This is a genomic window from Paractinoplanes durhamensis (assembly GCF_016862175.1).
In the GTDB taxonomy this organism is placed as follows: domain Bacteria; phylum Actinomycetota; class Actinomycetes; order Mycobacteriales; family Micromonosporaceae; genus Actinoplanes; species Actinoplanes durhamensis.
This window is the reverse complement of sequence record NZ_BOML01000094.1, coordinates 29,998-42,284: the sequence shown is the minus strand read 5'-3', so window position 1 is coordinate 42,284 and position 12,287 is coordinate 29,998. Positions and strand designations below refer to the sequence as shown.

Annotated in this window: 11 protein-coding genes; 5 read left to right on the top strand and 6 right to left on the bottom strand. The window is 70.9% G+C overall.

What is annotated here, in order from left to right:
- Positions 1 to 175 precede the first annotated feature (175 nt).
- Positions 176 to 1,666 carry an MFS transporter gene (locus Adu01nite_RS46295; protein WP_203735791.1) on the bottom strand — a complete coding sequence of 497 codons (1,491 nt, stop codon included), beginning with the start codon at positions 1,664 to 1,666 and terminating at the stop codon, positions 176 to 178.
- A gap of 112 nt (positions 1,667 to 1,778) precedes the next feature.
- Here Adu01nite_RS46295 and Adu01nite_RS46290 point away from each other — a divergent pair, with 112 nt between their 5' ends.
- Complete coding sequence (locus Adu01nite_RS46290; RefSeq protein WP_203735790.1) at positions 1,779 to 2,432, top strand: TetR/AcrR family transcriptional regulator; 654 nt, start codon at positions 1,779 to 1,781, stop codon at positions 2,430 to 2,432.
- Between the two features lie 9 nt (positions 2,433 to 2,441).
- On the top strand, positions 2,442 to 3,380 hold the full coding sequence (locus Adu01nite_RS46285) for a hypothetical protein (protein ID WP_203735789.1): 939 nt from the start codon (positions 2,442 to 2,444) through the stop codon (positions 3,378 to 3,380).
- Here Adu01nite_RS46285 and Adu01nite_RS46280 read toward each other — a convergent pair.
- From Adu01nite_RS46280 to Adu01nite_RS46260, 5 genes are read right to left on the bottom strand one after another with little or no spacing between them, the layout of a single operon-like run.
- Positions 3,349 to 4,908, bottom strand: a complete 1,560-nt coding sequence (locus tag Adu01nite_RS46280; RefSeq protein WP_203735788.1) for a glycoside hydrolase family 13 protein — start codon at positions 4,906 to 4,908, stop codon at positions 3,349 to 3,351. The genes Adu01nite_RS46285 and Adu01nite_RS46280 overlap by 32 nt on opposite strands.
- Positions 4,905 to 6,140, bottom strand: coding sequence for an ABC transporter ATP-binding protein (locus Adu01nite_RS46275; protein WP_203735787.1), 1,236 nt, complete (start codon positions 6,138 to 6,140; stop codon positions 4,905 to 4,907). Before Adu01nite_RS46275 ends, Adu01nite_RS46280 begins: the two co-directional genes overlap by 4 nt.
- 3 nt (positions 6,141 to 6,143) lie before the next feature.
- Positions 6,144 to 6,974: a carbohydrate ABC transporter permease gene (locus Adu01nite_RS46270; RefSeq protein WP_239133218.1), complete on the bottom strand. Its 831-nt coding sequence runs from the start codon at positions 6,972 to 6,974 to the stop codon at positions 6,144 to 6,146.
- Complete coding sequence (locus Adu01nite_RS46265; protein ID WP_203735786.1) at positions 6,971 to 7,927, bottom strand: carbohydrate ABC transporter permease; 957 nt, start codon at positions 7,925 to 7,927, stop codon at positions 6,971 to 6,973. Before Adu01nite_RS46265 ends, Adu01nite_RS46270 begins: the two co-directional genes overlap by 4 nt.
- 8 nt (positions 7,928 to 7,935) lie before the next feature.
- Positions 7,936 to 9,216: an extracellular solute-binding protein gene (locus Adu01nite_RS46260; RefSeq protein WP_203735785.1), complete on the bottom strand. Its 1,281-nt coding sequence runs from the start codon at positions 9,214 to 9,216 to the stop codon at positions 7,936 to 7,938.
- 161 nt (positions 9,217 to 9,377) lie between these two features.
- On the opposite strand from Adu01nite_RS46260, the gene Adu01nite_RS46255 reads away from it, so the two are divergent.
- From Adu01nite_RS46255 to pfkB, 3 genes are all read left to right on the top strand, one after another.
- Positions 9,378 to 10,412 (top strand): LacI family DNA-binding transcriptional regulator, encoded by a 1,035-nt coding sequence (locus tag Adu01nite_RS46255; protein WP_275414793.1) that lies wholly within the window; start codon positions 9,378 to 9,380, stop codon positions 10,410 to 10,412.
- Positions 10,413 to 10,544: 132 nt separating this feature from the next.
- Complete coding sequence (locus tag Adu01nite_RS46250; protein ID WP_203735795.1) at positions 10,545 to 11,306, top strand: DeoR/GlpR family DNA-binding transcription regulator; 762 nt, start codon at positions 10,545 to 10,547, stop codon at positions 11,304 to 11,306.
- Positions 11,303 to 12,247: a 1-phosphofructokinase gene (gene pfkB, locus Adu01nite_RS46245; protein ID WP_203735784.1), complete on the top strand. Its 945-nt coding sequence runs from the start codon at positions 11,303 to 11,305 to the stop codon at positions 12,245 to 12,247. The genes Adu01nite_RS46250 and pfkB overlap by 4 nt, the downstream gene beginning before the upstream one ends.
- The last annotated feature ends 40 nt before the right edge of the window (positions 12,248 to 12,287 follow it).

Genomic DNA, 12,287 nt, shown 5'->3' with positions numbered 1-12,287 from the left:
CTCGGCCCGGCCCGGCTCTCGGCCCGGCCCGGCTCTCGGCCCGGCCCGGCTCTCGGCCCGGCCCGGCTCTTGGCCCGGGTCGGGTCGGGAGGCCGGGTCGGGTCGGGAGGCCGGGGTTGCCGGGTCGGGTTTTTGGTCGGGGCGGGCAGCGGCTCAGGGTGGCGTGGGGTGGGGCTTACATGTGGGCGGTGGGGGTGGCGTCCGGGTCGATCTGCAAGGGGCCGGAGCGCAGCAGCAGGCCGGCGATTACGGCGCCGATCGTGAAGAAGACGGCCACCCAGGCGAACGTGGTGGTGTAGCTGTTGACCGCGGCCGCGGCCATGAGCTCCTGGCTCGGGGTCTTGCCGACCACGTAGTCGGTGGCGGCGGAGGCCGCGATCGTGCTCAGCACCGCGGTGCCGATCGAGCCGCCGACCTGCTGGGCGGTGTTGACCAGTGCGGATGCCACGCCCGCGTCGTCGGCGTGCACCGCGGACGTGCCCGCGGTCATCGCCGGCGCCATGGCCAGGCCGATGCCGACGCCCATCACCAGCAGCGGGCCGAGGATGTCGGCGGCGTAGGTGGAGTCGGTGGCCAGGCCGGTCAGCCAGAGCATGCCGGCCGCCGCGATCAGGAAGCCGGTGGGCACCAGCGGGCGCGGGCCGACCCGCGGCACGACCAGGGCGGTGGCCGTGGTGGCGGTGACCGCCAGGGCGCCGATCATCGGCAGGAAGGCGACGCCGGAGCGGATCGGTGAGAAGCCGAGGTTCTGCTGCAGGTAGTAGGTGAGGAACAGGAAGACGGCGAACATGCCGACGCCGAGGATGAGTACGGCGATCAGCGCGCCGCCGCGGGTCCGGTCGACCAGCACGCGCAGCGGGATGAGCGGGTGCGCGACCCGGGTCTCGATGGCGACGAACGCGGTGAGCAGCACCACCGCGAGGATCAGCCAGCCCCACACCATGACGTCGCTCCAGTCGTGCGTCTCGGCGTTGGCGAAGCCGTAGACCAGGGCGAACAGGCCGGCCGAGACGGCAATCGTGCCGGGGACGTCGAGGCGCGGCCGCGGGCCGTCGTGGCGCTGGTTGTGCAGCAGGGCCACGCTGCCGGCGACGGCCGCGACCGCGATGAAGGCGTTGACGTACATGCACCAGCGCCAGTCGAGGTATTCGGTGAGTACGCCGCCGAGCAGCAGGCCGATCGCGCCGCCGGCCCCGGCGATGGCGCCGTAGATGCCGAACGCCTTGGCCCGCTCGCGCGCGTCGGTGAACGTCGTGGTCAGCAGCGACAGCACGGCCGGGGCGAGCAGCGCGCCGAAGACGCCCTGGGCGGCCCGCGCGCTCACCAGCATGCCGAAGCCGGTGGCGGCGCCGCCGATCGCGGAGGCCGCGGCGAAGCCGATCAGGCCGGTCACCAGGGTGGTCTTGCGGCCGAGCAGGTCACCGATGCGGCCGCCGAGCGGCAGCAGCGCGCCGAACGCGAGGGCGTAGGCGGTGACGATCCACTGCCGGTTCTCGTTGGAGAAGCCCAGGGCCTGCTGGGCCGACGGCAGCGCGATGTTCACGATCGTCGCGTCGAGAACGACCATCAACTGCGCCAGGCCGAGTACGCCGAGGATGAGCCACCGCCGAGCATGGTGCGGCGAGGCCGTGGTGACCGGCGCTTCTTCGAGGGGAGTGGTCGTCATGTACGTCTCCGATTAGTTGAGGGCAGTCCTCCACTTCTCGGCGAGCGTACCCCGAAGTTGAGGCACTTCCTCCATGTGGAGGTTAAGCCTCTGTTTCGACTACGCTGTCGATGTGACGAAGCCCCTACGCAGGGATGCCGAGCGCAACCGGCAGCGCATCCTGCAGGCCGCCCAGGAGGTGTTCGCCGCCCGCGGGGTGGACGTGATGCTCGACGACATCGCGCACCATGCCGGCCTGGGCGTCGGCACCGTCTACCGCCGTTTCCCGACCCGGGAGGACCTGGTCGAGGCGCTGTTCGACAGCCGGCTGGAAGTGATCGTCGGCTGGGCGGCCGAGGCGATGGAGGACCCGGACCCCTGGGCCGGCCTGAACCGCTTCGCCGAGCGGGCCATCGCCGCGATGGCCGACGACCGCGGCCTGCGCGACATCGCGTTCAGCCGGGCGTACGGCCGGAATCGGGTGGCCGAGGTCCGCGAGCGCCTGGCCCCGGTGGTGGAGGCGCTGGTCGTCCGCTGCCAGCAGGCCGGCGTGGTGCGTCCCGACGTGGGTGGCGCCGATCTGGGCCTGATCCAGTTCATGCTGGCGGCGCTGCTGGAGTACACCGAGCCGGTCGAGCCGGGCCTGTGGCGCCGCTACCTGACGCTGATGCTCGACGGCCTGCGCAGCGGCACGACGCCGCTGCCCGGCGCGATGCCCGACGTGGAGGCGATGGATCGGATCGCCGAGAACTGGCGACCCCCACGCCGACCGCCCGCCGACCATTAGCATGCCCCGATGCGATGGGTTTGGCTCTTCCTGATCAGCGCCGGTGCGCTCACCGCACAGCTGGCCCTGCACCGCGAGCTGCTGCCCTACACCGGCACGCTGGCGACTGCCGCGCTGCTCGGCCTGGCGGTCGAGAAGGGCGGCGCTGTCGGCTCCTGGCCGGGACGGGCCGGCCTGGCCGGCCTCGCCACGCTGACCCTGGCCGCCGGGGTGATCGACGCCGACGGCGGGGGCTACGGCTGGCCGACCGAGGTGGGCAGGCACGCCGGCGTGCTCGCGGTGGTGCTGCTGACGGCGGCCGCCGCGATGCTGGGAGTGGCGGTGCTCGGAGCGGCCGCGGCCGGACTCCGGCAGCGCCGGCTGTGGCCCGCGGCAGTGGTCGGCCTGGCGGGCCTCGCCTGGTACGCCAATACCAGCCCGGCCTATTACGTCGGCCTGCCCGTGGTGGCGTTGCTGCTGGTGCTGGTCGCGACGAATGCGGCCCTCGCGTCGGACCGTGGCTACGGTCTGGCCGGCGCCGGCCTGCTGGCCGTCCTGGCGCTGGCCGGCACCGCGGTGGGCGCCGCCGCCGACCTCACCGAGCCCGATCGCACCGTCACCTGCGGCCGGCTGCCGGCCGGCCACACCGACACCGTCGTCTTCCTGGCCGTGTGTGACAGCGCCGCGCAGGTGAGCGGCAACGAGGTCAGCATCGGGCAGGCCGACCCCGCCCTGATCCGCGAGGCCGAGGAGCGCATACGCCTCAGCCGGCCGGGCCTGAGCGCCACTATGGTGGCCGTCGTCCCCGCCCAGCCCGCGGATTTAACAAAAGATCCGATCTCCTGGAGCCTCGACCCGTGGCAGGGCGGCCTCGACTGGGATGCCGTCCGGCCCGCGGCCCACGGCGCGCTCTACCTGCTCGGCCTCGCCGCCCTGGTCATGTCGCTGTATCGGGTCCGGCCACGGTGAACCAGGCAGCGCTCGCGCCGCCGATGGTCTCCGCGGTGACCGAAGGATCGCTGGCCAGCACGAGGGTCCCGCCGAGCGAGGGCAGCGGCGCCGGATCGTCGCCCACGTTCACCACGCAGACCGCGCCCGGTCCGCGCCGGAAAGCCAGCACGTCCGGCGCCGACGGCAGCCAGGTCAGCGAACCGTCGCCGAAGGAGCCGAAGCAGGGGAGCCGGTGCCGCAGCGCCGCCCGGTACAGGTTGAGCATCGAGGCCGGGTCACCGTCCTGACGCTCGGCGGTGTGCGCGGCCCAGGACTCCGGCTGCGGAAGCCAGGCGGCCGGTCCGGGCCCGAAGCCGTACGACGGTGAGCTGCCCGACCACGGCAACGGCACCCGGCAGCCGTCGCGGCCGAGCTCGCGCCCGCCGGTGCGCAGGAAGGTCGGATCCCGGCGTACGTCATCGGGGAGGTCGGTCACCTCGGGCAGGCCGAGCTCCTCGCCCTGGTAGACGTAGGCCGAGCCGGGCAGCGCCAGCATGAGCAGCACCGCCGCCCGGGCCCGTCGCAGCCCGATCGCGCCGCCGCCGTAGCGGGTGACGTGCCGGACGACGTCGTGGTTGGAGAGCACCCAGGTCGGCGGCGCACCGACCGAGGCCAGCGAACGAAGGGTGTTGTCGATCGCCGCACGCAGCGCTTTCGCGTCCCACGGCGCGGTCAGGAAGCTGAAGTTGAACGCCGTGTGCAGCTCGTCCGGGCGCAGATAGAGAGCGAGTCGCTCGGCACTCTGCACCCAGATCTCCCCGACGAAGACCCGATCTCCGGCGTACGAGTCACTGATCCGCCGCCAGTCCCGATAGACGTCGTGCACCTCGTCCAGGTCGAAGTAGGGGTGCCCGACCGCCGCGTACCCCACATCGACGTGCCCTTCGGTGAGATCCGGCATCTGCGGGTCCTTGGCCAGGCCGTGCGCCACGTCGATCCGGAACCCGTCGGCGCCGCGGTCGAACCAGAACCGCAGGATGTCCTCGAACTCGGCGCGCACCGCCGGGTTGGTCCAGTCGAGGTCGGGCTGCTCGGCCGCGAACAGGTGCAGATACCACTGGCCGTCGGCGACCCGGGTCCAGGCCGGGCCGCCGAACGCGCTGCGCCAGTTGTTGGGCGGCTCGTCGCCGCGGCCGTCCCGGAACAGGTAGCGATCCCGGCGGTCGGCGAGGAACCAGGGATGAAGGTGGGAGGTGTGGTTGGGCACCAGGTCGATGATCACCCGCAGGCCGAGCGCGTGCGCGTCGGCGAACAGCGCGTCCAGGTCGGCGAGCGTGCCGAACCGCGGGTCGACGTCCCGGTAGTCGGCGACGTCGTACCCGTTGTCGGCCTGCGGCGAGGGGTAGAAGGGGTTCAGCCAGATCGCGTCGACGCCGAGGTCGCGGAGGTACGGCAGGCGGGACCGGACACCTGGCAGGTCGCCGATCCCGTCGCCGTCCGCGTCCGCGAAGCTCCACACGTACACCTGGTAGATGACCGCGTGCCGCCACCACGGACCGGCCCTCACTTGGCGAGCTCACCCCGCCGGTCAGCCAGTTCCTCCTGCTCGAGGCTGGCCAGGTCGGCCGCCGCGGCTTCGTCGCGGGTGAGGTTGATGCCGGTCTTCGGGTCGAAGAGGTGCATCCGGTCGGTGTCGGCCCAGAACTCGCCCTCGTGATTTTCCCGCAGCCGGCTCATCGCGTCGATCGAGATGATCAGCTGGGTGCGCAGGGCCTCGCTGTCGAGCTCGGCGGCCAGATCGGCGAGCTGCTTGGCGACCTCGGGGTTGGATTCGAACGGCAGGTACGCGTACTGCGAGTCGCCGAGCCACTCGGTGACGTCGACCCGGGCCCGGAAGATCGCGCCGCGCTCGCGCTTGACCGGGTCGAGCAGCCGGGCGTCCTCGAAGTGGTCGGGCCGCATGCCGGCGATGAGCAACTGCCCGTCGCTGACCTGGCCGGCCGCAGAGCTAGGAAGGCCGACCTCGAGGAACGGCAGCTTGAGCCGGTCGCCGGTCACGACCGCGGGCATGAAGTTCATCGGCGGCGACCCGATGAACCCGGCCACGAACATGTTGACCGGCTGTTCGTACAGCTCGCGCGGCGACGCCACCTGCTGCAGGTAGCCGCGCCGCAGCACGGCGACCCGGTCGCCGAGGGTCATCGCCTCGGTCTGGTCGTGGGTGACGTAGACGGTGGTGGTGCCGAGCCGGCGCTGCATCCGGGAGATCTCGGTGCGCATCTGCCCGCGCAGCTTGGCGTCGAGGTTGGACAGCGGCTCGTCGAACAGGAACGCGTTGACCTGCCGGACGATCGCCCGGCCCATCGCGACCCGCTGCCGCTGCCCGCCGGAGAGGTTGGCCGGTTTGCGGTCGAGGTGCTCGTTGAGTTCGAGCATCCCGGCCGCCTCGGACACCCGGCGCTTGATCTCGTCCTCGCTGATGCCTTTCATCAGGCGCAGCGGGAATGCGATGTTCTCGAAGACCGTCAGGTGCGGGTAGAGCGCGTAATTCTGGAACACCATGGACAGGTTGCGGTCGCGGGGGGCCTTCTCGTTGACCCGGTCGCCGCCGATGAGCATGTCGCCGGAGGTGATGTCCTCCAGGCCCACGATCATTCGCAGCAGGGTGGATTTGCCGCAGCCGGACGGCCCGACCAGAATCATGAACTCGCCGTCGGCGATGTCCAGGCTGACGTCGTTGACCGCCTTGAATCCGTCGCCGTATTCCTTCACGATGTTGCGCATTTCAATGGCAGACATAGCTCAGCCCTTCACGGCGCCGTTGGTGAGACCGGCCACGATCTTGCGTTGGAAAAGCAGCACGAGAATGACGACCGGAATCGTCACGACCACCGCCGCCGCCGCGATCGGCGCGGTCGGCTGGGAGAACTGCGAGGCGCCCTGGAAGAATGCGAGTGCCGCGGGTACCGGCCGGGCCGCCTCGCTGGAGGTGAGGGTGATGCCGAAGACGAAGTCGTTCCAGACCGCGAAGAAGGTCAGGATCGCCGCGGTGAAGACGCCCGGTGCGGCCAGCGGCACGATCACCCGGCGAAATGCCTGCCAGGCGGTGGCGCCGTCGACCTGGGCGGCCTGCTCCATCTCCCACGGGATCTCGCGGAAGAACGCGGACAGCACATAGACCGACAGCGGCAGCGAATAGGAGAGATAGGGGATGATCAGCCCGAGCCAGGTGTCGTAGAGGCCGATCGTGCGCCACAGATTGAACAGCGGCGTCGCGATCGCGATAACCGGGAAAACCGTGATGGCCAAGGCCACGCCGAGGACGAGACGCTTCCCGGGAAATTCAAGACGACTGATGGCGTACGCCGCGAGCGTCGCCAAAATAACCGAGATGGTGGTCGCGATGATGGACATGCCGACCGAGTTGCGCAGCGCCGTCGTGAAGAGGTCCGAGGCGAAGACCGTCTTGTAGTTCTCCCAGCTCCACACGGTCGGCAGGAATTGCTTGTTGGTGATGTCGTCGCCGGCCTTGAAGCTCAGCGACACGATCCAGAACACCGGGATCAGCGCGTACAGAATGATCAGGATGGCCCCGGCGATCCAGAAGAGCTGAGTGCTGCGGCTGGCCTTCACTTGCGGTCCCCCCTCTGCTGCGACAGATCGGTGCGGAAGACCTTCACGAACATCACCGCGATGAGTACGACGAGGATCGCGAGGATGACGCTGACCGCCGAGCCGAGGCCGATCATCACCCGGCTGATGGTCTGCCGGTAGGCGAGGAACGACAGCGTCTCGGTGTTCTGCGCGCCGGCCGTCATGATGAAGACGCTGTCGAAGATCCGGAACGCGTCCAGCGTGCGGAACAGCAGGGCGACCATGATGGCCGCCTTCATGTTGGGCAGGATCACCCGCTTGACCCGCTGCCAGGCCTTGGCGCCGTCGACCTTGGCCGCCTCCAGGTAGTCGTCCGGGATCTGGGCGAGGCCGGCGAGCAGCAGCAGCGACATGAACGGGGTGGTCTTCCAGATCTCGGCGACGCACACCGTGAACAGCGCCGACCAGGTGCCGCCGAACCAGTCGAACTCGCCGAGCCCGAACGTCGGGTTCACGAAGCCGTACGTGCTGCTGAACGCGTACGCCCATGCGTAGGACGAGACCACCGTGATGATCCCGTACGGAACAAGAATGGCGGTTCGCAGCGCGGTGCGCAGGTAGAGCGCCCGGTGCATGACCATCGCCAGGGCGAAGCCGAGCACCAGCTCGACCGCGACGGTGACCACCGTGATGATCACGGTGACGCCGAACTGCCGCCAGAACAGCCCGTCGGTGAGGATCGTGGCGTAGTTGCCGAGGCCGACGAAGCTCTTGGCGCCCGGGTCGGTGAGCCGGTAGTCGAACATCGACAGCCAGATCGCGTTGAGGATCGGGTAGCCGGTGACCGCCACCATCACGAAGAACGCCGGCCCGGCCAGCATCCAGCCCAGGTTTCGTTCCTTGCGGGCGCGGTCGGTGAGGCGTACCCGTCGATGGGTTGTCTTGGTTGCCGCGGCTTTCGTCGTGGGCGCGGCGGGCGTAGTCGTACTCATGGCCGCTCCTAGATCAGTCGCTTGTTGGACAGGACGTCCTCGAGCAGGCTGTTGGCCTCCCGGGGGGTGGTCTGCGGGTTCAGCGCGTCCGGCGGGTGGAACGCGGTCTGGATCGAGCCGGTGACGTCGCCGTAGTAGGGGCTGACCGGGCGCGGGGTCGCGGTGTCCATGCCCTCGCGGATCTGGTCGGCCATCGGGAACATCTCCCGGATCTTCGGGTCGTCGAAGACCGACGACAGGGCGGCCGGGTTACCCGCGCTGACCATGAACTCGGTCTGGCTCTGCTTCGAGGCGAGGCAGCGGATCGCCTGCACCGCGAGGTCCTGCCGGTGGCTGAACGCGCTGATCGACAGCCCGAGGCCGCCGGACGGGGGTGCGCTCTCCCGGCCCGCCTCGACCCGCGGGTAGGCGGCCCAGCCGACGTCGTCCTTGAAGTTGGCCGGCAGCGACCCCTCCTTGATGGCGGCGTCGAAGGCGGCCCACACGTACGGCCAATTGACCATGAACCCGCCGTTGGCCTCCTGGAAGGCGGCCCGCGAGTCCTCCTCGCCGGCCGTGCTGAAGCCGGCCGGTGCGGCCGGGGAGACCGCGAGGTCGTGCATGACGGTGACCGCGGCCGTGCCGGCCGGGCTGTCGAGGCCGGTCTTGACCTGGTCGGCCGGCAGGTTTTCGGAGCCGGGCGCGAGGATCGAACCCCCGGCCGAGGCGATCAGGGCGTTGACCCAGACCATCAGGCTCTCGTTGCGGCGGCCCTGCGCGGCGAAGGTGACCCCGGCCTGGCTCGCCCCCTTGATCAGCTGATCCCAGGTGACCGGGCCGGCGGCCGGGTCGACGCCGGCCTTCTGGAGCACCGACTTCCGGTACCAGAGGAGCTGGGTGTTGCCGTAGAGCGGAGCCGAGAAGAGCGTGTTGCGGAACGTCGACTGCTCGAGCGGGCCCTTCAGCACGCCGGCCGAGAACTCCTGCTTCTCGGAGTCGGTGAACGGGCGCAGGAAGCCGGCGTTGGCGAACTCGGCCATGAACGGCGGGTCGACGCTGACGATGTCGAGCGAGCGGTCCTGGGCGGCGAGCCGCCGGAGCAGCTGCTCCCGGCCGCCGGCCGCGTTGTTGGGCAGACGCTGGATGTCGAAGGCGTAGGCGCCGCCGGATTCGGTGGCGCACCGGGCGGCGACGTCGGCCTGCGCGGCGTCGGCGATGAAGTAGGAGAGCGTGGTCGAGCTGTTGTTGTCGCTCCCGCAGCCGGTGAGCAGCGAGGCGAAAAGCAGGAGAACGGCAAGTCTCTTGAGCACGGTGCCATCCCTTCGTCGGGCGTTGGAACCGCTTGCAGAATCACCCTCGATGTGACCTACGTCTCTGTCAACAACGCCTGCACAATCTGTAAACGCAGCTCCGGAAACGCTTCCAAAGTTGGTGCTAAGGTGCAGACGTGCCGCCGGCGTCGAAGATCAACATGGCGGATGTCGCACGCCGAGCCGGTGTGTCGATGGCGACTGCCTCGCGCGCGCTGGCCAACCATCCGCACGTCGCCACGGCGACCCGGGCCCGCGTGCTGGCCGCCGCCGAGGAGCTCGCCTACGTCGTCTCGCCCGAGGCGTCCCGGCTGGCCGGCGGCGCCACCGACCGGGTCGGCGTGGTGGTGCCGCACATCTCCCGCTGGTTCTTCGCCGCGATGCTCGACGGCCTCGAGGCGGTGCTGCGCGACGCCGACCTGGATGTGCTGCTCTACCACGTCGGCGACGCCGCCGACCGGCACGATTTCTTCCGCCGGCTGCCGGCCCGCCGCAAGGTCGACGCGCTCGTGGTGATCGGCCTTCCGGTCGACGAGCCCGAACGCGAACGGCTCGCGCTGATGGGCGTGCACATCGTGGCCGCCGGCGGCCAGATCGAGAATTATCCGTACGTCTGCATCGACGACGCCGCCGCCGGCCGTCAGGCCGTCGACCACCTGGTCTTCCTCGGCCACCGCCGGATCGGCATGATCGCCACCCTCGACCCGGAGCAGCCCGACTGGCCGGTCGCCCCCGGCCGCACCCGCGCCTACGCCGAGGCCCTGACCGAGGCCGGGATCCCGGCCGACCCGGCGCTGACCGTGACCGTCCCGTGGGGCGGCGTCAGCGGCGCCGACGCCATGTCCCGGCTGCTCAGCCTGCGCACGCCGCCGACCGCCGTCTACGCCCACTCCGACGAGGTCGCGTTCGGCGCCGTCCGCACCCTGCGCCGGGCCGGCCTGCGTATCCCCGAGGACATCTCGGTGGTCGGCATCGACGACCATCCGCACGCCGAGCTGGCCGACCTGACCACGGTGGCCCAGCCGGTCCGCCGCCAGGGCGAGCTGGCCGGCCGGATGGTGCTGCGGTTGCTCGGCGGGGAGGCGGACGGCGACGGGATCACGGTGCCGACCCGCCTGGTGGTCCGCGGTTCGACCGCGCCACCGGCCCGCCGCTCGACGTGGCCGCCCGCCCGCCGCCGCCCCGCCGCGCGCTGATCGAGCCGCCTTCCGGCCGATTCTGAGGCCGAAGGTCCCTAACGTCGGCGAAACCTTTGGCGTCATATTGCTTTCGGGCACAAGCGGAAGAAAACAAAGGTAAAACAACATCCAACCGGGGCGGTGATGATGATGTACGCGGAGGAGCGTCAGCAAGAGATCCTGCGGCTCGCCCGCGCGGACGGCCGGGTCGATGTGATGGCCCTCGCCGAAAGCCTCAACGTCACCGCCGAGACGGTCCGCCGGGATCTGACCGTGCTGGAGCGGGCCGGAATGCTGCATCGGGTGCACGGCGGGGCGATCCCGGTCGACCGGATCGGCTTCGAGCCGGCCCTGGCCACCCGCGACACCGTGCTGATCGGCGAGAAGGAGCGGATCGCCAAGGCGGCGCTGGCCGAACTGCCGGACGAGGGCGCGATCATCCTCGACGCCGGCTCCACGACCGCCCACCTCGCCCGGCTGCTGCCCGCCGACCGCGAGCTGACCGTGGTGGTCAACTCCCCGGTGCTCGCCGCGACCCTGGGCCCCAAGCCCAACCTCACGGTGCTCCTGCTCGGCGGGCGGCTCCGCGGCAAGACCCTGGCCACGGTGGACGACTGGGCGCTGCGCCCGCTCGCCGAGATGTACGCCGACGTCGCCTTCATGGGAACCAACGGCTGCTCGATCGAGCGCGGCCTGACCACGCCGGACACGGCCGAGGCCGCGGTGAAGCGGGCCATGATCGCGGCCGCCCGGCGGGTCGTCCTCCTCGCCGATCACACCAAGATCGGCAACGACTATCTGGCCCGGTTCGGCGAAGTCTCCGACCTGGACCTGCTCATCACCGACAACGGCATAGACGCCGTGCTCGCCGACGAGATCGGGAGCACGGGCGTTCGGGTGGTAAAAGCATGATTGTCACTGTCACGTTCAATCCCAGCGTCGACCGGGCGCTGGAGGTCGACCAACTCGTCCGCGGCGAGGTGCTGCGGGCCGGCGGGTCGCGCATCGATCCGGGCGGCAAGGGCGTCAACGTCTCCCGCGCACTGCTGGCCAACGGTGTCCACACGAGGGCGATCATGCCGGCCGGTGGCGCCGAGGGCGACCAGCTCGTCGCGCTGCTCGGCGCCGAGGGCGTCGACACGATCGCCGTGCCGATCACGGGCCGGACCAGGTCGAACATCACCCTGGCCGAGCCGGACGGCACGGTCACCAAAGTCAACGAGCCCGGCCCGGAGATGTCCGCGGTCGAGTTCGCCCAGGTCAGCGACGTAGTGCTGGCCGCCGCACGGCCCGGCGAGTGGGTCGTGATCTGCGGCAGCCTGCCGCCCGGCCCGACCCTCCCGGCGTTCGAGCGGCTCTGCGTACGGCTGATCGACAGCGGCGCCCGGCTCGCCGTGGACAGCAGCGGAGCCGCCCTGCTGAGCGGGGTCCGGACCGGCGCCGCCCTGGTGAAGCCGAACCGGGAGGAACTGGCCGAGGCGATCGGCGCCGAGCTGCACTCGCTCGGCGACGTCGTCGAGGCGTGCCGCGAGCTGCGCGCCGCCGGCGCCGGCGCGGTGCTGGCGAGCCTGGGCGCCGACGGCGCGGTGCTCGTCGACGAGACCGGCGTACTGACCGGCGTCTCGCCGGTGAGCGCGCCCCGCAGCACGGTCGGCGCCGGCGACGCGCTGCTGGCCGGCTTCCTCGCCGCCGGCGCGCGCGGCGAGAAAGCGCTCGCCGAGGGCCTCGCCTGGGGCGCCGCCGCGGTGAGCCTGCCCGGCAGCCGGATGCCCGGCCCGGCCGACCTGAACCGCACCGACATCGTCATCGACCGGCGGCTCGACCTCGTGCGGCCGCTTCTCACCCGGGGCTGACGCCCCCACCCCACAGCCGCCGGTCGTTTCGACCGGGGGC